This window comes from Pseudomonas sp. NFACC32-1, from assembly GCF_900101215.1.
Classification (GTDB): Bacteria; Pseudomonadota; Gammaproteobacteria; order Pseudomonadales; family Pseudomonadaceae; genus Aquipseudomonas.
In genome coordinates this window covers 168,306-188,293 of sequence record NZ_FMUL01000011.1, presented here as the reverse complement: position 1 = coordinate 188,293, position 19,988 = coordinate 168,306, and the positions used below count along the sequence as shown (strand labels likewise).

17 protein-coding genes and 1 pseudogene are annotated in these 19,988 nt (G+C 63.1%); 3 read left to right on the top strand and 15 right to left on the bottom strand.

Features of this window, described 5'->3' with window-relative positions:
• The 7 genes and pseudogenes from BLP99_RS17845 to BLP99_RS17815 all read right to left on the bottom strand — a co-directional run bounded on the left by BLP99_RS17845 (window position 1) and on the right by BLP99_RS17815 (window position 7,351).
• Complete coding sequence (locus BLP99_RS17845) at window positions 1-363, bottom strand: Na+/H+ antiporter subunit G (RefSeq protein ID WP_072396186.1); 363 nt, start codon at window positions 361-363, stop codon at window positions 1-3.
• Entirely contained in the window at window positions 360-638 is a 279-nt protein-coding gene (locus tag BLP99_RS17840) for a K+/H+ antiporter subunit F (protein ID WP_072396188.1), read from the bottom strand. The genes BLP99_RS17845 and BLP99_RS17840 overlap by 4 nt, the downstream gene beginning before the upstream one ends.
• The gene (locus tag BLP99_RS17835; protein ID WP_072431461.1) at window positions 635-1,123 is read right to left on the bottom strand and encodes a Na+/H+ antiporter subunit E; all 489 of its coding nucleotides are present in this window, start codon (window positions 1,121-1,123) and stop codon (window positions 635-637) included. The genes BLP99_RS17840 and BLP99_RS17835 overlap by 4 nt, the downstream gene beginning before the upstream one ends.
• Window positions 1,120-2,802, bottom strand: a complete 1,683-nt coding sequence (locus BLP99_RS17830; protein ID WP_092181252.1) for a monovalent cation/H+ antiporter subunit D — start codon at window positions 2,800-2,802, stop codon at window positions 1,120-1,122. Before BLP99_RS17830 ends, BLP99_RS17835 begins: the two co-directional genes overlap by 4 nt.
• Window positions 2,799-3,143 (bottom strand): Na+/H+ antiporter subunit C, encoded by a 345-nt coding sequence (locus BLP99_RS17825; protein ID WP_030141296.1) that lies wholly within the window; start codon window positions 3,141-3,143, stop codon window positions 2,799-2,801. The genes BLP99_RS17830 and BLP99_RS17825 overlap by 4 nt, the downstream gene beginning before the upstream one ends.
• Complete coding sequence (locus BLP99_RS17820) at window positions 3,143-6,067, bottom strand: monovalent cation/H+ antiporter subunit A (RefSeq protein WP_072396203.1); 2,925 nt, start codon at window positions 6,065-6,067, stop codon at window positions 3,143-3,145. Before BLP99_RS17820 ends, BLP99_RS17825 begins: the two co-directional genes overlap by 1 nt.
• 281 nt (window positions 6,068-6,348) lie before the next feature.
• Window positions 6,349-7,351, bottom strand: a pseudogene (locus BLP99_RS17815) (DMT family transporter).
• 16 nt (window positions 7,352-7,367) lie between these two features.
• Here BLP99_RS17815 and BLP99_RS17810 point away from each other — a divergent pair.
• Window positions 7,368-7,931, top strand: a complete 564-nt coding sequence (locus BLP99_RS17810; protein WP_072396247.1) for a helix-turn-helix domain-containing protein — start codon at window positions 7,368-7,370, stop codon at window positions 7,929-7,931.
• 14 nt (window positions 7,932-7,945) lie between these two features.
• Entirely contained in the window at window positions 7,946-9,388 is a 1,443-nt protein-coding gene (locus tag BLP99_RS17805) for an FAD/NAD(P)-binding protein (RefSeq protein WP_092181249.1), read from the top strand.
• Between the two features lie 182 nt (window positions 9,389-9,570).
• Here the strand turns inward: BLP99_RS17805 and BLP99_RS17800 are convergent, their stop codons facing one another.
• The 3 genes from BLP99_RS17800 to BLP99_RS17790 form a co-directional block, all read right to left on the bottom strand.
• On the bottom strand, window positions 9,571-10,686 hold the full coding sequence (locus BLP99_RS17800) for a Gfo/Idh/MocA family protein (protein ID WP_076406871.1): 1,116 nt from the start codon (window positions 10,684-10,686) through the stop codon (window positions 9,571-9,573).
• 232 nt (window positions 10,687-10,918) lie between these two features.
• Window positions 10,919-11,686: an SDR family oxidoreductase gene (locus tag BLP99_RS17795; RefSeq protein WP_003180553.1), complete on the bottom strand. Its 768-nt coding sequence runs from the start codon at window positions 11,684-11,686 to the stop codon at window positions 10,919-10,921.
• A 24-nt stretch (window positions 11,687-11,710) separates the two neighbouring features.
• Complete coding sequence (locus BLP99_RS17790) at window positions 11,711-12,778, bottom strand: phosphotransferase family protein (protein ID WP_072459009.1); 1,068 nt, start codon at window positions 12,776-12,778, stop codon at window positions 11,711-11,713.
• Window positions 12,779-12,975: 197 nt separating this feature from the next.
• On the opposite strand from BLP99_RS17790, the gene BLP99_RS17785 reads away from it, so the two are divergent.
• Complete coding sequence (locus tag BLP99_RS17785; RefSeq protein ID WP_072396255.1) at window positions 12,976-13,371, top strand: DUF4280 domain-containing protein; 396 nt, start codon at window positions 12,976-12,978, stop codon at window positions 13,369-13,371.
• 136 nt (window positions 13,372-13,507) lie between these two features.
• Here BLP99_RS17785 and BLP99_RS17780 read toward each other — a convergent pair whose 3' ends face one another.
• The 5 genes from BLP99_RS17780 to tssH form a co-directional block, all read right to left on the bottom strand.
• Window positions 13,508-14,050: a toxin-antitoxin system YwqK family antitoxin gene (locus tag BLP99_RS17780; protein WP_072396257.1), complete on the bottom strand. Its 543-nt coding sequence runs from the start codon at window positions 14,048-14,050 to the stop codon at window positions 13,508-13,510.
• A gap of 11 nt (window positions 14,051-14,061) precedes the next feature.
• Window positions 14,062-16,071, bottom strand: a complete 2,010-nt coding sequence (gene tssI / locus BLP99_RS17775; protein WP_072459007.1) for a type VI secretion system Vgr family protein — start codon at window positions 16,069-16,071, stop codon at window positions 14,062-14,064.
• A 32-nt stretch (window positions 16,072-16,103) separates the two neighbouring features.
• A complete protein-coding gene (locus BLP99_RS17770) occupies window positions 16,104-16,685 on the bottom strand; it encodes a hypothetical protein (protein WP_072396261.1) in 582 nt (193 codons plus the stop codon).
• Between the two features lie 71 nt (window positions 16,686-16,756).
• The gene (locus BLP99_RS17765; protein ID WP_143007960.1) at window positions 16,757-17,398 is read right to left on the bottom strand and encodes a hypothetical protein; all 642 of its coding nucleotides are present in this window, start codon (window positions 17,396-17,398) and stop codon (window positions 16,757-16,759) included.
• Window positions 17,399-17,443: 45 nt separating this feature from the next.
• Window positions 17,444-19,987: a type VI secretion system ATPase TssH gene (tssH, locus tag BLP99_RS17760; RefSeq protein WP_092181247.1), complete on the bottom strand. Its 2,544-nt coding sequence runs from the start codon at window positions 19,985-19,987 to the stop codon at window positions 17,444-17,446.
• Window position 19,988: the final 1 nt, after the last annotated feature.

The window sequence follows — 19,988 nt, the reverse complement described above, 5'->3', positions numbered from 1 at the left end:
CTAACTGTCGGATCCTGTCCGCCTGCTGCTCACTTCCGCCGGCACATCATCCCCGGCCATGCGCTTGCGGAACAACGCCGCCCGGGCCAGCAGCAGGGTGGTCACCGGTACGGTGATCGACAGCAGGATCGGGATCAGCCAGGCATGCAGCACCGGCCCGGACTTGAGCGCCGAGAAATACAGGATCGAGGCCAGTGCCACGCACCAGGCGCCCAGGGTCGAAGCCAGCGCCGGAGGATGCATGCGCTGGAAATAATCCTTGAGCCGCACCAGGCCAACGGCTCCGACCAGGGCGAACAGGCTGCTGAGCACCAGCAGGATCGCCACTGCGGCTTCGACCCACATCGACAATTGGCCATTCATTCGATCACCTCCCCACGCAGCAGGAACTTGGCCAGGGCGAACGAACCGACAAAGCCGAACAGGGCGATCAGCAACGCCGCTTCGAAGTAGGTGTCGCTGGCATAACGAATGCCCAGCACCAGCATCATCAGCATCGCAATGATGTAGAGATAATCCAGGGCCAGTACCCGATCCTGTGCCGATGGGCCCTTGAACAGTCGCACCAGGGTCAGCACCATCGCCAGGGAGAACAGGAAAAGACTCAACAGGATCGAGTTGGACAGGAACGGGCTCATTGGAAAATCTCCATCAAGGGGCGCTCATAGGTGGCCTTGAAGTGGGCGATGAACGACGCTTCGTCTTGCAGATCGAACACGTGCATCAGCAGGATGCTGCGGTCCAGTGCCAGTTCCGACCAGACTGTCCCGGGGATGACCGTGGTGATCATCGACAGCGCGGCCAGGCCATTGGCGTCATGCAGATCCAGCGGCACCTTGACGAAGCACGAGCGAGGTGGGCGCCGTCCGGCGTTCAGCACGCTCCAGGCCACTGCCAGGTTGGACAGCAGCACGTCGCGGCCCACCAGCAGGAACAGCCGAAGCACCGTGCCGGGGCGTCGGATACGAATGGGCCGCGGGCGCAGCGGACGCATCATCAGCGGCGCGAGAAAGCCCAGCGCCGCCCCCAGCAGCAGATGGCCGGGGCTGACCGTCAGGTTCAACGCCAGCCACAGTCCCCAGAGTGCCAGGGACAGCCAGGGTGCGGGAAACAGGCGTTTCATGGCTGCACCTCCCGTGACGCCGTGCTGGCGTCGGGGCTGGGAATGGCGCGGGTGGAAAGCACCGACATCACATAATGTTCCGGATTGTTCAGTGCCTGGGCAGCCTCCTGGGTGTAGCGCAACAGAGCCTCGGCCTTGAAGGTCAGTCCGATTCCCAGGCCCAGCAGAACGATGATCGGCAGGCATTCGAACGGCCTCAGCAACGGCGATGGCCGCTCCTTGGGCGTCCAGAAGCGCTGGATCCCCAGGCGCGAGAAGGCGACCAGCGAGGCCAGGCCGGACAGGATCAGCAAGGCCAGCAGCCCCCATGCCTGATACGAGATGGGGCCGCCACTGGTTCCAAGACCCTGGGGATTGAGCAGTGCGTTCAACAGGCCCAGCTTGCCGATGAAGCCCGACAGCGGCGGCATGCCCACCACCAGCAAGGTACACGCGATGAAACTCAAACCGAGGAACGCCAGGGTCCAGGGTATCACTTGCCCGACCACGGCCTTCTGTTCGTCATCGAGGTTGGTGCCCTTGGGCGGTTGCAGGGATTCCAGCGGCCGAGGCAACGTATCGAACTCGTCTTCCAGGGGCAGTTCGTTGGCCGAACGCGAGCGTTCGATCAGTTCGGCCAGCAGGAACAGCGCACAAAGCGCCAGGGTCGAGCTCACCAGGTAGAACAGCGCCGCGCCCACCAGGTTGGGCTGGGCGAACCCGATGGCCGACAGCAGGATGCCGGCCGATACCAGGATGCTCAGGCTGGCCATGCGCTCCAGCCGCTGGGCCGCGAGGATGGCGATGGCCGCGCAAACGATGGTGGCCATGCCTGCGTAGATCAGCCAGTCGCCGCCGAAATAGGCCGAGGCACCGGCCTGGCCGGAGAACAGCAGTGTCCACAGGCGAAGCAGGGTGTAGATGCCCACCTTGGTCATGATCGCGAACAGTGCCGCCACCGGAGCGCTGGCGGCACTGTAGGCCGGCACCAGCCAGAAGTTAAGCGGCCACATGCCGGCCTTGGCCAGGAACGCCACGGCCAGGATCGCCGCGCCGGCATGCAGCAGGTCTCGATCGGCTTCCGGTACCAGCGGTACTTTCAGGGCCAGGTCGGCCATGTTCAGGGTGCCGGTGACGCCATAGATCAGCGCCGCACCGATCAGGAACAGCGAGGAGGCCAGCAGGTTGATGGAAATGTAATGCAGCCCCGACGACACCCGTGCCCGTCCCGAGCCGTGCAGGAGCAAACCGTAGGACGCGGCCAGCAGCACTTCGAAGAACACGAACAGGTTGAACAGGTCCGCCGTCAGGAAGGCGCCGTAGAGGCCCATCAGCTGGATCTGGAACAGCGCGTGGAAGCTTGCGCCAGCGCCGTGCCAGCGGGCCGTGGCGAACAGCAGGGTGCATACGCCGATGATGCCGGTCAGCACCAGCATCAGGGCCGACAGCCGATCGACCACCAACACGATACCGAAGGGCGCCTGCCAGTTGCCCGGCAGGTACACGCCGATGGAGGCGGGCAGGGCCTGGTCCTGGGTCCAGCCCAGCAACAGCACGGCGATACCCAGGCCCAGGAGGCTGGAGAACAGGTTGATCCGGGCCTTGAGCGGGCGATGCTTCTCGCCCAGCATCAGCATCAATGCGGCGGTCAGCAGCGGCAGCAGGATGGGGGCGGCGATCAGGTGAGGCGTCAACATCATTCCCTGGGCTCCCGGCCGTCCACATGGTCGGTGCCGGTCAGGCCCCGGGAAGCCAGCAACACCACCAGGAACAGCGCAGTCATGGCGAAACTGATCACGATGGCGGTCAGCACCAGGGCCTGGGGCAACGGGTCGGTGTAGTGCAACAGGTTCTGGGGCACGCCGTCCTTGATGATCGGCTCCTTGCCGATGAACAGGCTGCCCATGCTGAAGATGAACAGGTTGACGCCATAGGAGAGCAGGCACAGCCCCATGACCACCTGGAAGGTCCGGGGCCGCAATACCAGCCAGACTCCGGAGGCGGCCAATACGCCGATTGCGATTGCGATGACTTCTTCCATCAGGCGGCTCCTGTTCCGGTGTGTGCCACGGGCTTGGGCTGCAGGCCCGGTTTATGGGCCCGCACCGACTGGTGGGCCAGGGCAGTGAGAATCAACAGGGTCGAACCGACCACCACGGCATACACGCCGATGTCGAAGAACAGGGCACTGGCCAGGTGGATATCCCCCAGCAGCGGCAGTTCGAAGTGCCAGGTGTGGGTGGTCAGGAAGGGGTAGCCGACCAGCATCGCCCCAAGGCCGGTGGTCGTGGCGAACAGCAGCCCGGTGCCCATCCAGCGCAATGGCCGCAGGCTCATCTGGGCCTCGACCCACTGGGTGCCGGCCACCATGTACTGCAGGATGAACGCCACCGACATCACCAACCCGGCGACGAAGCCACCTCCCGGCTGGTTGTGGCCGCGCATGAACAGGTAGAACGACACCACCAGGGCAATCGGCAGCAGCAGGCGCACCAGCACCGACGGCACCATCATGAAGCCCAGCGCGGTGTCGCTGGCATGCCGTGGGTTGACCAGGTCGGTGACCACGTCCGGCGCCAGCAGGCGCTGTTGCGCCGGCAACTGCATGCTTTCCTTCGGTGGTCGGAACCGCCGTAGCAGCGCGAATACGGCCAGGGCGACCGCCACCAGTACGGTGATTTCGCCCAGGGTATCGAAGCCGCGGAAATCCACCAGCATCACGTTCACCACATTGCTGCCGCCACCTTCAGGCAAGGCCCGGCTGAGGTAGAACGAGGAAATGTCGTTGGGGGTCTGGCGCGTCAGCATCGCATAGGACAGCAAGGCCATGCCGCCGCCTACCGCGATGGACAGCAACAGGTCGCGCAAACGGCGCACCCGCGCGCGTCGTTCGCTGTTGGGCAGGGGCGATGCGTCCTCGATCCGCCGGGGCAGCCAACGCAGGCCGAGCAGGATCAGCACCGTGGTCACCACCTCGACCACCAGTTGAGTCAAGGCCAGGTCGGGCGCCGAGAACCAGACAAAGGTAACGCAGGTCATCAGGCCGCAGACGCTGACCATGGTCAGGGCCGCGAGCCGGTGGTACTTGGCTTGCCAGGCCGCGCCCAGGGCGCAGGCGATTGCCAGCAACCACAGGGTGACGAAGACGATGGAGCCGGGAATCTTCGGCCGGTCGCCCCAGACCAGCGTGCCGTGCGACATCGGAATCAGTCCGGCCAACACCGCGACCAGCACCAGCAGGAACAGTTGCGCCTGCAGCCTCCGGGTACTGATTTTCCGTTCCAGCCGACGGCTCTGGCGCATCATCAGCACCAGGCTGCGTTCGAACAAGCGCTTGCCGCTGAGCCGGCCGATGAGGGGCGGTCGCTTGATCTGCCCGCGCTTGAGTTGCTGGCGCAGCAGCAGGTACAGCACGATGCCGCCGGACATTGCCACCAGGCTCATGATCATCGGCGCGTTCAGGCCATGCCAGATCGCCAGGCTGTACGAGGGCAGCGGGCCACCGAGCACCGGCAACGCGGCCGCGGCAAGCAGCGAACCGACCACCTGGGCCGGGAAGATTCCCACCAGCAGGCAGGTGAATACCAACAGCTCCACTGGCGCCCGCATCCAGCGCGGCGGTTCGTGGGGGGTATGGGGCAGGTCGGTGGCGGTGGGCCCGAAGAACACGTCCACGGTAAAGCGCAAGGAATAGGCGACGCTGAAGGTACCGGCAATGGTGGCGATGATTGGCAGCGACAGTTCGATCCAGGCCGTGGCGGAAATGAACACCGTCTCGGCGAAGAACATCTCCTTGGACAGGAAGCCGTTGAGCAATGGCACCCCGGCCATTGCCGCGCTGGCCACCATGGCCAGGGTGGCGGTGAACGGAATCAGCCGGACCAGGCCGCTGAGCTTACGGATATCCCGGGTGCCGCTTTCGTGGTCGATGATCCCGGCGGCCATGAACAACGAGGCCTTGAAGGTGGCGTGGTTGAGGATATGGAAGACCGCCGCCACGGCGGCCAGCGGACTGTTCAGGCCCAGCAGCAGGGTGATCAGCCCCAGGTGGCTGATGGTGGAATAGGCCAGCAGTCCCTTGAGGTCGTTCTGGAACATCGCGCAATAGGCGCCCAGCAGCAAGGTGCAGGCCCCCGCGCCGCCGACGATGTAGAACCACTCTTCGCTGCCCGACAACGACGGCCACAACCGTGCCAGCAGGAAAACCCCGGCCTTGACCATGGTCGCCGAGTGCAGGTAGGCCGATACCGGCGTGGGCGCGGCCATGGCGTGGGGCAGCCAGAAATGGAAGGGAAACTGAGCGCTTTTGCTCAGGGCGCCGATCAGGATCAGCGGCAAGAGAATGGGGTAGAGAGCGTGGTCACGGATGATATTGCCGGCGGCCAGGACCTTGTCCAGGTCGTAGCTGCCGACCACATGGCCGAGCAGCATCACTCCCGCCAGCAGGCACAGCCCGCCGGCCCCTGTCACCATCAAGGCCATGTAGGCGCCGCGCCGGGCATCGGCGCGGTGGTGCCAGTAGCCGATCAGCAGGAACGAGAACAGGCTGGTCAACTCCCAGAAAAACACGATCTGGATCAGGTTGCCGGAGATCACCAGTCCGAGCATGGCGCCCATGAACGCCAACAGGAATGCGAAGAAGCGCGGCACCGGATCATCCGGCGACATGTAATAGCGGGCATACAGCGAAACCAGCGTGCCGATACCCAGTACCAGCAGGGAAAACAGCCAGGCGAAACCGTCCAGGCGCAGCACGAAGTCCAGGCCCAGGCTGGGCAGCCATGAATAATGCTCACGGATCACGCCACCGTCGACGATCTGCGGATACAGCAGCGCCACCTGGACAGTACCGACCAGGGCCACCAGGCCAGCCAGCACCGATTCGGCGTTACGGGCGTTGTGCGGCAGCAGCGCCGCGACACAGCTGCCGATGAAGGGCAAAAGTAATAGAACTATCAGAGACATAGGCTTCTATTCGGCGGGTTCAGGTTGGGATCATACGTGGCGCATCCCGGATCACCAACCGCGAGGGTGTCGCAGAATCCTACAAGGTAGACGGAGTTTTCCTGTTTTGTGGTGTTTCAGCCTGGAAGCGGTGAGCGTTGCCAGGGTAGGCGCCTTGAAAAGAATCCGCACTCCGGCCCCGGAGTGCCTCATCCCCGTTCAATGATCGCCGGGGATGGTCCGAGCCTGGCGTAGAAGACGCTTGCGCCTTGGACAGGTCTTTCCGACGTTCGGGCGATGCCTCAACTCTCGCCCTCGGGCACCTCATCCACCACGACGGCATCCTTGTTCCGGGTCTTCAGTTCGCTGACGATCACCGCCGCCACGATCAGCCCGGCACCCACCAGCGCAATCGCCGGCAACCGCTCGCCCGCCAGGCGCCCGGCGATGCCGGCCCACACCGGTTCACCGGCGTAGATCAATGTGGCACGGGTAGGCGAGACGCTTCTCTGCGCCCAGTTCATCGCCACCTGGATCGCCGCGCTGGCCGCGCCCAACCCTACTGCACTGAACAGCAGGAACCAGGAAAAGTCCGGGATCGTTTCCTGGGTCGGTACTACCATCGAAAATGCCAGCACCGCCGTGCTCGCCAGTTGCACCACGGTAACGCGACGCACATCGACCTGGCCGGCGTAAGTGCTGATCAGGATGATTTCGGCGGCAATCGCGATGGCGCTGATGAGCGTGGCGATCTCTCCGGGGCTGAAGTTCAGCGAGGCACCGGCGGGGCCCGATACCAGCAAAAGCCCCGTGAACGCCAGCATGATGCCGATGCTGGGCATCAAGCCTGGCCTGCGGCCCAGCACCAGCCACTGCAACAGCGGCACGAAGGGAACATAGAGCGCGGTGATGAACGCCGACTGACTGCTGGGAATGCTTTGCAGGCCCACGGTCTGCAAGCCGTAGCCGAGCATGATCGCCACGCCGATGAAAGCGCCGGCCTTGAGTTCGAACAGAGTCAGGTCGCGCAGGTGACGCCAGGAGAACAAGGCGACGAATGCCGCCGCGGCGGCGAATCGCAGGCCGACGAAGAACATCGGGCCGCTGACCGTCATGGCGTGCTGGACCAGCAGGAAGGTCCCACCCCAGATCATGGTGATCAGCACCAGCACGCATTCAGCCTTGCTGAGCTGCAGGAAACGGGAGGGAGCCTGTGGGGAATTCACCGATGTCATGACCTTGCGCGCCAGTGGAGGCGGACGCACAATGCGTCCGAAAGTTGAGCAGTATAGTGCGCAACCCCATGGAACGAGCAATCCCAGTGCATAAAGATCACGGCCAGCGGGCATCCGTCCTGCAACACGTCAGCCAGAATGTCAGGCGCTTGCGCCATGCCGCGCAACTCAGCCAGACCGCGCTGGCGCAACTGTCCGGGGTGAGCCGGCGGATGCTGGTCGCCATCGAGGCCGGGGAAAAGAACGTCAGCCTGACCACTCTGGACCGGGTCGCCGAAGCCCTGGACGTCGCCTTCAGCGATCTGATCCAGGCCCCCGATGCCCGGGATCCCAGCCGGATCGATGAGTTGGCCTGGGCCGGCGCGATCCCCGGCAGCAAGGCCGTGCTCCTGGCCAAGGCCACGGCCACCCGTGAGGTGGAACTGTGGGAGTGGCGCCTGGAGCCCGGCGAGTCTTATCAGTCCGAGCCCGACAACGATGGCTGGAGCGAGCAACTCTACGTATTCGAGGGATGCCTGACGCTGCTGTTGGGCAGTGATGAACGCCGGATCGGTGCCGGTGAGTTTTTCATGTTCGCCAGCAACCAGCCCCATGCCTATCGAAACGATGGCCCGGTGGCGGCGAGATTCGTACGCAACGTGGTGATTTGACCCTGGAGATCGGTATGCACACAACGTTGGAGCGACAGGGGCGCGACCTCATCCGCGATGCCGAGATCCTGATCATTGGCGGCGGCCTGAGCGGTGCCATGCTGGCCGCGCAGTTACTGCGCCTGCCGGGCCGGCGCGAGGTGCTGATCGTCGAGCCGCGCAGTGAACTGGGCCGGGGCGAAGCCTACAGTGCCGTGGAACCGGGCCATACCTTGAACGGCAACGCGGCGCGCATGAGTGTCGACCCGGACAACGCCGATGACCTGACCCAATGGCTCACCGCGTTCATCGAAGCCGGCGGCTGGCCCGAGTCGGGCCTACAGCATGTGCCGATCAGCGAATTGTTCCCACCCCGGGGGATATTCGGCCTCTATGTGCAGCAGCGCCTGGCCGAGGCTCGCCAGTTGGGCGCACAAAACGGTTCGACTGCCGAGCACGTGCGCGGGGAGGCCGTGGACCTGCGGCTTGCCGACGATACCGTGATGGTGACGCTGGACGACGGCCAACTCTTGCGTGGCCGTTTCGCCGTGCTCGCCACCGGCATGTTTCCGGCGGCGCGCACTCCGCAGACCGAATCCAGCGGCTTGAATGCCGCAGCCCTGGATCCCTGGGATGTGGCCGCGATGCGCCAGCTCGACCCGCAGTCCACGGTGTTGATCATCGGCTCGGGACTGACCATGGTCGACGCCGTGGTCTCCCTGGAGCAGGCCGGGCACCGGGGGCCGATCGAAGTGTTTTCCCGGCATGGCCTGCTGCCCCACGTGCGCCGCCAGCCACCGGCCTGGGTGGATTTCCTCGCTGAAGATCACAGCCTGCGTTCGCCCCGCCAACTGATGCGGGCCCTGCGCGAGCAATGCCGTCAGGCCCAGGCCCTGGGGATCGATTGGCAAGCGCCGCTGGACACGGTGCGTGCGCATATCGGGCGTTTGTGGAACCAGGCCAGTGACGTGCAGCGCCGGCAGTTCGTGCGGCATGTCCGGCCATGGTGGGAGAGTCATCACCATCGTTCGCCGCCGTTGAGCGCGGAGCTGGTGGCGCGTTTGCATGGGGAAGGGCGATTGCGGATCCAGGCGGCGTCGTTCAAGGGGCTGGCGTCGTCTCCCGAGGGCACAGTGGGTATTCACATCCGCCACCGGGGACAAGCCGGCCTGACAGTGGTGCAGGGCGCGGCATTGATCAACTCCAGCGGTATTGAATATGACTGGCGCCGCGTGGCGCGACCGTTGCCGCAGCAGCTGCTGGCTCGCGGACTGATCCAGCCGGGGCCGTTGGCCCTGGGCATTGCCGCCCGGCCTGACGGTGCGGTGCTGGACGCCCAAGGAGCGCCCGCCCGGCGGCTGTTCGCCATGGGGCCGCCGTTGCGGGGGATGTGGTGGGAAAGCACTGCCGTGACCGACGTGGCGAGCCAGGCCAAGGCGCTGGCGGCGCGGTTGGTTGAGTTGCAAACCCAGGTTTGAGTTGAACACGGTCCCTTGTGGCGAGGGGATTTATTCCCGTTGGGTCGCGCAGCGGCCCCAAATTTAGCCTGACACACCAAGGACGCATTTTTAGGAGCGCTTTGCACCCCAACGGGGATAAATCCCCTCGCCACACGGTTAACCATGTCTCCGGACCAAACAGGGGGGACTGAAGTCAGGGGTTATAGCTCGCTGACCTTCACCCAACGCTGCTCCCGCGCCGCCACCCGAATCGCCGCCGCCAGCCGCTCCACTTCCCAGGCCTCGTCGAAGTCAGTGCCGCTGCCGCCTTCGCCGGCCAGCGTCATGATCAGTTCCTGCACTTCCAGCGTCTTCAATTCGTTGTAGCCCAACTGGTGTCCGGCGGCCGGGCTGAATGCGGCATAGCCGGGCAAGTCCGGGCCGGCCAGCAGGCGCTGGAAGCCTGGCTGGCCGACGCGACACAGGCGCAGTTCATTGAGTCGCTCCTGATCGAATGCCAGCGTGCCGAGGGTGCCGCTGATCTCGAAGCTCAGGTGGTTCTTGTAGCCATGTTTGAGCCAACTGCTGCTCACCGTGCCTCGGGCGCCATTGGCGAAGCGCAGCAGTGCGTGGACGTGGTCGTCCACCGCGATGGCCCGTTGTTCGGCATTGCCGGCGCTGGCAGGGCGCTGGTGGTGCACGGTCTGGCTGTCGGCGCACACGGCCTCGACATCGCCCAACAAGTGCCGGGCCATGGCCAGCAAGTGGCTGCCCAGGTCTGCCAGTGCGCCACCGGCGTGGGCCGCTTCGCAACGCCATGACCACGGCGAGGTCGGGTCGGCCATGAAGTCTTCGCTGAACTCACCCTGGAAGCTGATGATCTGTCCCAGCTCGCCGCGCTGGATCATGTCCCGGGCCAGCCCGATGATCGGATTGTGCTGGTAGTTGTAGCCGACCCGCGTCACCACCCCTGCGGCCTTGGCCGCCTGGCGCATCTGCTCGGCCTGTTCCAGGGACACCGCCAGGGGCTTTTCACAATAGACCGGCTTGCCCGCCGCCAACGCCGCCATGGCCATCGGGAAGTGCAGGTGGTTGGGTGTGGTAATGGCGATCAGGTGAACCTTCGGGTCGTCGATCAGCCGCTGCCAGTGGCTGTGGGCCGTCTCGAACCCCCAACTCTGGGCGCACTGCCGGGCACGCTGTGGATCGGCGTCGGCCAGGGCCGCGAGTGTCAGGTTCAGGGGGAGGTCGAACACTGCCTTGGCATTGTGGAACGCCAAGGCATGGGCACGGCCCATGAAGCCGGTGCCAATCAGACCGATGCCGAGTTCGCGCATGAGAAAGAGCCCTTTGAATTGTTATTTTCAGAAGGGTTCTTTATGGAATAAATATTCTCAAATTGCAAATTCTGGAATAAATATTCATTTGTGCGATTGCAGAGGACTCCTTGTGGGAGCGAGCTTGCTCGCGATAGCGGTGGGTCAGCAGTACTGGTGTGACTGATGCGACGCCATCGCGAGCATGCTCGCTCCCACAGGGTTTCTCACAGGTCTTGCATGGCGCTCGCTATCAGGACAGGAACCCACCATCCACATTCAACGCCACACCTGTGGTGTAGCTCGACGCATCGCTGGCCAGGTACAGCACCGCGCCGGCCATTTCGCTCGGGTCGGCCACGCGCTTGAGGGGGATCTGCGCCAGGGCGGTTTTCAGGATGGCGTCGTTCTTGACCAGTGCCGAGGCGAACTTGGTGTCGGTCAGGCCCGGCAGCAGGGCGTTGCAACGGATGCCGAATTGCGCGCATTCCTTGGCGAAGACCTTGGTCATGTTGATCACCGCCGCCTTGGTCACCGAATAGATGCCCTGGAAGATGCCCGGGGAAATGCCATTGATCGACGCGACGTTGATGATGCTGCCGCCACCGTTCTCGCGCATCAGCTTGCCGGCTTCCACCGACATGAAGAAATAGCCGCGGATATTCACATCGACGGTTTTCTGGAACGCACCCAGGTCGGTGTCCAGCACGTTGCAGAACTGCGGGTTGGTGGCCGCGTTGTTCACCAGGATGTCCAGGCGCCCGAACTGTTCGCGGATGCCGGCGAACACCTGGCTGATCTGTTCCATTTCACCGATGTGGCAGGCGATGGCGGTGGCCTTGCCGCCAGCGGCGATGATCGCATCGGCGACGTGCTGGCAACCGTCGAGCTTGCGGCTGGAAACGATCACATGGGCGCCTTGCTGGGCCAGCAGTTTGGCGATGGCTTCGCCGATGCCACGGCTGGCGCCGGAAACGAAGGCGATTTTACCGTCGAGGTCGAACAACTGGGTCTTGGACATGCTGTTTCCTTGTTATAGGTGCGCTCAGAGCGTGGATTTTTTGATGACTTGCAGGCTCATCTGCTCCAGCAGCGCGTTCATCTGAACGAACTGCGCGAAGCGTTTGTCCTGGGTCTGGCCGTGGAAATAGCGGTAGTAGATCTGCTGGACGATGCCGGCTAGGCGGAACAGGCCGTAGGTGTAGTAGAAGTCGAAGTTGTCGATGCGCATCCCGGCGCGCTCGGCGTAGTAATCGACGAATGCCCGGCGGGTCAGCATGCCTGGGGCGTGGCTGGGCTGGCGGCGCATCAGTTGCACGGGCGCCGGGTCGCCGGCTTCGATCCAGTAGGCCAGGCTGTTGCCCAGGTCCATCAACGGGTCGCCGATGGTAGTCAGCTCCCAATCCAGTACACCGATGATCTGCATCGGGTTGTCCGGATCGAGGATGACGTTGTCGAAGCGGTAATCGTTGTGGACGATGCTCGACGTCGGATGGTCGGCAGGCATCTTGTCGTTGAGCCAGGCCTTGACCGCCTCCCATTTCGGCGCGTCGGGCGTCAGGGCTTTTTCATAACGATCGCTCCAGCCCCGGATCTGCCGCGCCACGTAGCCTTCGGGCTTGCCCAGGTCCGCCAGGCCGCAGGCCTGATAGTCGACCCGATGCAGTTCCACCAGCCGATCGATGAAGCTTTTGCACAGCGCCTCGGTCCGGGCGGCGTCGAAACCCAGTTCCGGCGGCAGGTCGGAACGCAGGATGATGCCCTTGACCCGTTCCATCACATAGAACTCGGCGCCTATTACCGATTCGTCGGTGCAATGCACGTAGGCTTTCGGGCAATACGGGAAGCCGTCGCGCAATTGATTGAGGATACGGAACTCACGGCCCATGTCATGGGCGGATTTGGCCTTGTGGCCGAACGGCGGGCGACGCAGGACGAATTCCTGTTCGGGGTATTCCAGCAGGTAGGTCAGGTTCGATGCGCCACCGGGAAACTGGCTGATCCGTGGCAGGCCGGTGAGGCCGGGAATGTGGGCCTTGAGGTACGGGTCGATCAGATTGGCATCGAGTTCTTCACCGTCGCGCACGCGGGTGGACTGATCTGTAAACGCCATGCTTATCCCTTCTGCTTATTTTGGAGGCCATCGATCATTGGCTAATCTAATGGCGCGTGGGAGGCGTCACAAGCACGCCAGGGTCTTATAGGTTAGCGTGTTGCCGGATAATCAGCGGGCTTGATGCATGGCGGCGTGCGCCTCGGAAGCTGGCGAGCTATGGTTTCGGGACAGTCGCTGTCAAAGGAGCCACCGCGATGGGATGTCCGCAAGTCTGTGCGACCGCAACCCTGCAATGCAGCTTCGGCGCAGCCCCGGCGGTGCTCAATGTGCTGCCGGTCAATCGCCTGCTGACCGGCGGGATGCCGGCGGCCAATATCATGGACCACATCCCGCTGGTGAATATCACCACGTTTGGCATGTGCATGAGCCTGGCGAACCCGACCGTGGCCGCCGCCACCGCGGCGGCACTCGGCGTACTGACCCCCATGCCGTGCATTCCCGCCACTGCCACCCCGTGGATCCCTGGCGGCGCCCCGACCCTGTTGCTGGGCAACATGCCGGCCATCGATGCCAATAGCACCTTGATGTGCACCTGGGCCGGGGTGATCAAGATCGTTGTACCAGGGCAGGTGCAGATGTTGATTCCCTGATGGGCAATCCAGCAGGCATTGCACCGCCCCTGTGGAAGCGAGCTTGCTCGCGATAGCGGTGGGTCAGTGGGTGATGAGGTTGATTGTGAGGCCGTCATCGCGAGCAAGCTCGCGCTCACTGGGGGTAAGACAATCGTCACGCCTGGGCCGGATCGTTCCAGCGCCTGAACCACCAGCGCAGCCGGGAGATCGGCTTGCCGTCGGCATCCAGCGGCCGGCCATCCTCGGCATAGGCTTGCGCCGGCTCCAGCAGTTGGCCATTGAGGTAGCGGGCCTCGACTGCCGGATTGCCATTGGGGTGCATTCGCCGATAACGACCGTCACGCACCCCGTCGCGATAGAACTCGGCTTCGGCCAGTTGCCCATCGGGAAAGTAATTGTTCGCTTCGCCGTGCAGCAACCCGCGACGGTAGCTGGCCTGGCGCTGCAACCCGCCTTCGGCGGCGTAGAAGCTCGCCACGCCTTGCAACCTGCCATTCACGAAGGGCAGCACCGCCGACACCTTGCCATTGGGGTGATACAGCGTGCTGCTGCCTTGCAGTTCACCCTGGCTGTAGTTGAGCCTGGCCTGCGGACGTTGGGCTTCTTCGATCTTGAGCATGCCGTCGAGGCGGCCATCGACCAGTTGCCCCTGCAGTTGGCTGTCGTCTCGCTCCAGGTCCAGTTTTTTCGAAGCCATCGACACTCCTGTCAGTTGACCTTCACCAGGCCACCCTTGATCGTCAGCATGCCACCGCCATCCACGGTCTGTTCGGCCGCCGCCTTGTTCACCAGGCTGATGCCGGCATCGTTGGTCAGGGTGGTGCCGGCCTTGTTTTCCAGCGACGTACCGGCCTGATTGCTCAAGGCCGTGCCGGCCTTCTGGCTGATGGAGGTGCTGGCCTGGGCGGCCAGGTCGGCGCCGCTCTTGATGGCGAAACTGCCGCCGCTTTGCAGGGTCAGGGTGCCGCTGACCTTGATGGTCAGGTTACCGTCCACCGTCAGGTCGTAGTTGCCGCTGACCTTGTGCGCGTAGTTGCCCCCGGTGCTGTGGTTCTGGTCCGAGCCCACGGTCACGGTGCGGGTGTCCTTCACATCCAGGCTGTCGCTGCCGGTCTGGATGGTCACGCTGCGCTTGCCTTTCTCCAGGGTGACGGTCTCGTCGCCATCCTTGACGGTGCGGGTACGGGCGTTCTGTACCGTGAGGGTTTCGTCATGGCCGACGGTGGCGGTGGTGTCGTTGAGCACGTTGATGTTGAAGTCTTTCTGGGCCTGGAGAAATACCTCTTCGGCGTCCTTCTTGTCTTCGAAACGCAGCTCGTTGAAACCGCCGCCGCCCTTGGAGGAATTGGTCTTGATTCCGGACTGGGTCTGGTTCGCCGGCAATGCGTAGGGCAGGGCGTTGTCGCCGTTGTAGACGCAGCCGGTCACCAGCGGACGGTCCGGGTCGCCGTCGATGAAGGTCACGATCACTTCCTGGCCGATGCGCGGCACGAACTGCATGCCGAACCCCTTGCCGCTCCAGGGCAGCACGACGCGCACCCAGCAGGACGAGGTTTCGTCGTTCTTGCCGGTGCGGTCCCAGGGGAATTGCAACTTGATCCGCCCGTATTCGTCGGTCCAGATTTCTTCGCCGGCCTTGCCCACCACCAGCGCCGTCTGGGTATGCATGCGCGGTTTTGGCGTGATGCGGGCCGGCCGATACGCCGTGGCCTTGGGAATCGCTTCGAAGCGGTTGCGATAGCTGTCGTGGCTGCCTTCGTGGCTGACCGAGGTCACGACCCAGTCGATGTTCAATGTCGAGTCATCATGGCCGGCGAGGGTGAACCAATACCCCGGCACCAGCCAACGGCAATCGCTTTCACCGACAAAACGCTTCTCCTGGCTGCGCAGGCCGTCCACCCGCTGCTTGGTCAGGGCATCGCCCTGGGCCTTGGCGGTATAGCCGCCCGGATGTTCATACATCGAGTTCGGCCCAGCCACGGCTTCGGCCTGGCTGAAGAGCGACATTGTCGGCGTGGTGAACTCGTAATCGGTCGCCTGGTAAACCCCGGCCACTGCCTGCAGGCACACTTGCCCCGAGCGAATGCCATGCAGTTCCCGAGCGCCCATTTTCTGCCCGAGATAGTTCACCGTTGGTCCATTGGGAATCGGCGCGAAGGCGTCGTTGCTGTCGGCCAGTACCAGGGTGTGCTTGCTGTCCTCGTGGCTGAAGAACCAGAAGATCCCGTCTTCCTCCATCAAGCGTGAAACGAAGGCCAGATCGGTTTCGCCGTATTGCACGCAGTACTCACGCGGGGTGTAGCTGCCGGTGAGCTTGAGCTGGAAGTCGGTGAAACCATGGGCCTTGAAAATCGTGGTGACGATGTCCGAGGTAGCCAGGTTCTGGAACACGCGGTTGTTGCTGGCCAGGCCCAGCCACCAGAGCCATGGGCGCAGCAGGAGTTGATAACGCTCTGCGGTGGCGTCGGCGGGGAGCTGACGGATCTCGGCGACCAGCCAATCCATCGGGCGCAACAGCGCGTCCTTGTGCAGGGTGGTGGTGACGTGGCTGGCGACCGCGCTGGCGAGTGTCAGCGGGGCGCCATCGACGACGCCATTGAGGATATGCAAGCCCAGGGCATTGAGGCTTTCTTCGCCGGACAGTGATTCAGGGTACAGCGCCGAGAGCGAGGCGGCGGTGAGGGATAGGGTCGTGTTGCTGTCGGTGGAGCGGGCCATTGGACATCCTCAGGTAAAAGTCGAGGTCACACTTACCATTTGAATGTTCCACCTTTTGAATGGATCGCTGCCTGATTGTCACTGACCCATCCTCCCATCTCGTTATCGTTTCCATAGGTGTAGCTGTACATCAATACCGAGTTTTCAACATAGGGCGACAATTGCGGACCACAGAGTGGGCAGGGACTGAGTTCGATATAAATGCGGGTAACGAAATTACTGTAATCACCGTCGGGAAGCGTGACGCTATTTATTGCTTGGACCAACGCGCTGATCTCCGCGTGTCCTCGTAATGTCGTGACAACTTTTTTGGTTGTCGTAGTGTAGTTTCCAAGCAAATCCAGTTTTAACGCGCTGTCGCCGAACTTGTACATCAATAGGCCTCGAGCGGCATCGAAATGTTCGATTAGCGCGAAGCAGGTTCCATGAGATGCTCCCGAACCAGCCAAGGCCCGGCGATTGGAGGAGGATTCGTGACAGATACTGGCCAAGTCGGGAATGGTGCCGCCATTAGTAGCCTGATTGGCTGCCAGCCATGAGGCATATAAAGGGTTTGCCCCAGTCATCGCAATATTGCCGCCAGAGTAGCGACCCACTTTATGCACTTCCGTCATGTAAATCTCCTTTTCGAACAGCCCATTCAGAGATGCGAGGCCAAGCGCGCCCCATGCCAACGACGCATGACTCAAAGATTCTTCGTGTTGTACATGACACTTGAATGCCAACCGGTGACGCCGAAGGATAGGCTGTACGCCCACGGCGTAAGCCAGCTCCAGGGTCGTCCGCTCCAGCCTGACAGACCTCCCGCATTCAAGATGTCGTCGACGATGGTGTGGCAGTTGTAGGCGTCGTTATAACGATTTCCATCAAATTCTTTATACGTCAGTGTCTTTGACGAAAGAGCCGTGATCCTATTGGTCATTTTTTCGATATTGCTTTTGCTGACTTTTTTTGTGAAGAACCACAAATCCAGCGTTTTTGATTCGCTTAAATCTGTCGTCAATACACCTTCAGGGTCCAGTTCGCCCTCCATCACAATTCCGACTGAGTAAAATTGCGTTTTAGGCCCAGAGGTATGCCAAAGTATCAAGCCCGCATGGCCCGGATAGTACTTTCCACCAGATATCGGATTGAGGCGCGAAACCAGATCAATCATCACTGTTGTCCTCCAGCCATCGTCGGAAGCCAAAGTGATGAGTTTTTCCGTCGTGACTGACTTCCCGCTGGTCACCAGTTTTTTTACTTCGTTATGAACGGTATTGTCTGTCCAGCGCGGCTCCAGCTTTTTTGCCTGACCCGATGAACCACCAGAAAGGAATTTACCCACGATCTGCTCCAATCGCTTCTGTTTAATATTTTTTGGTGTACAGCATCACTCCAACACCCACTCCGCCAACTTCCCCGTCACCTGTGTCATCAACACATTCTCGACATCCCGTGCCCCGGCCGCGCTGCACTTGGCGAGTACGGCCTTGACGATCCCCGCGTCGAACTCGAACTGCTTGCCGGTCGCGGCCTTGTAGCGCCCGCGCAATTTCTCCAGCTTCGCCAGCACAATCCCCTCCAGCGTCGCCTCATCCAGGGGCCGGTATGCCACCACCGTCATGCGCGCCAAAAACGCAGGGCGAAACGCTTGCAGCAGGACTTTGTGCAGGGCTTCGTTGAAGGCATCGGTGCCCAGTTGCGCGGCGGGCGTATCCAGCAGCAGTTCGGCGCCGACGTTGCTGGTGGCGAGCATCACGGTGTTCTTGAAATCCACCACCAGCCCGGTGCCGTCTTCCATCAGGCCTTTGTCGAAGACGTTGTAGAAGGCTTCGAGCACATCGGGGTGGGCTTTTTCGATTTCATCCAGCAACACCACGGAATAGGGTTTGCGTCGCACCGCTTCGGTGAGCACGCCGCCGCTGCCGTATCCGACATAGCCGGGCGGGGCGCCCTTGAGCTGGCTGACGGTGTGGGCTTCCTGGTATTCCGAGAGGTTGATGCTGATCAGGTTGCGTTCGCCGCCATACAAGGCATCGGCCAGGGCGTAGGCGGTTTCGGTCTTGCCCACGCCGGTGGGGCCGACAAGCAGGAACACGCCGACTGGTTTTTGCGGGTCGGTGAGGCCGGCGCGGTAGGCTTGCAGGCGTTGGGCGATGGTATCGAGCGCGGTGCCCTGGCCCATCACCCGCAGCCCCATGCGCTGGCCGAGGGTGCGCACGGCATGGGCTTCGTCGGCGAGCATCTTGCCCACCGGGATGCCGGTCCAGCCGGCGATCACGGCGGCGACGGTCTTGCTGTCCACTTGCTCCGGCACCAGGGGATCGTCCTGGCGGATGGCATCGAGACCGGCCTCCAGGCGCAGCAGTTCGGCGGCCAGGTGGTCGATGCGATTGTCGACTTCGATGTCGGGCTTTTCGCTGTCGGCGCGTTCGCTCAAGGCCAGCAGTTCGCGGCGGGTGTCGAGCAGTTCGCGCACCGCTTCGCGCTCTTCGCCCCAACGGGTCTCCAGCTCGCGGATGGCCTGCACGTTGCTGGCGGATTCATCTTCCAGCAGGGTGATGCGTTCGCGGTGATCCAGGCCGGTGGCCTGTTCCCGGCGCAGGCGTTCGAGCTCGTCCTTGAGGCTGTTTTGGCGGTGGCGCAGGCTTTCCAGGGGCGGCGGCACGTCGTGTTGGCCGAGGGCGACCCGGGCGCAGGCGGTGTCGAGCACGCTGATGGCCTTGTCCGGTAGTTGACGGCCGGAGATGTAGCGGTGCGACAGCTTCACCGCTTCATGAATGGCGGCATCGAGCACTTGCACGCCATGGTGCTGTTCCAGTTTGGCGGCCACGCCACGGAGCATTTCCACGGCGGTCACTTCGTCCGGCTCCTCGACTTGCACCAGTTGGAAGCGACGGGCCAGGGCCGGGTCTTTCTCGAAATATTTCTTGTATTCCAGCCAGGTGGTGGCGGCCAGGGTGCGCAGTTCGCCCCGGGCCAGGGCTGGTTTGAGCAGGTTGGCGGCGTCGCTGCCGCCCTCTGCGCCGCCAGCGCCGATCAGGGTGTGGGCTTCGTCGATGAACAGGATGATGGGTTTTTCCGCGCTGCGGACCGCGTCGATCACCCCCTTGAGGCGCTGCTCGAACTCACCCTTGACGCCGGCGCCGGCCTGCAGCAGACCGAGGTCGAGGACCCGCAGCGTGACCTCCTGCAAGGATGGCGGCACATCCCCCGCAGCGATGCGCAAGGCCAGGCCCTCCACCACGGCGGTCTTGCCCACGCCCGGCGCGCCCACCAGGATCGGGTTGTTCTGCCGACGTCGCAGCAGAATGTCGATGCACTGGCGAATCTCGCCGTCGCGCCCGACGATGGGGTCGATGCGTCCATCGCGGGCGTCGGCAGTCAGGTCCTGGGTGTACTGGTCCAGTACAGGGTCCTGTTTGCGGGACGCCTCACCGGGGTTGGCCGGGCGTGCGCCGCCGGTATGCTCCCGGGAGTTCTCGGTCCATTCCAGCCAGTGCGTACGCAAGGCTTCCTTGGGAATGCGCAGCAACGACGAGGCGCTGTTGAGCAGCAGGCTGCGGCGCTCGTCGCGGTCCAGCAGGGCCAGCAGCAACAGCCCGGAGCGGATGCCGTCCAGGCCCAACACGCTGGCCTGGACCACGGCGTCCTCCAGCAGCCCGATGGTTTGCGCCGACAGGGCAGGAGTGCGGGTGCTGCCGGATTTGAACAGGTCCAGGGCCTTGTTGATTTCCGCCGCCACCGCATCGCGCTCCAGGCCGAAGCGCGGCAACAGGCAAGCGAAATCGCCCCCTTCGATGTCGAGCAGTTCCAGAAGCAGGTGTTCGATTTCCACGTAATGATGGCTGCGCTGCAGACAGCGCTGCGCGGCCCGTTCCAGGGCGCGACGGTTGTCCGGGTTGAGGCGTCCGATCAGGCTGGCCAGTTCCATT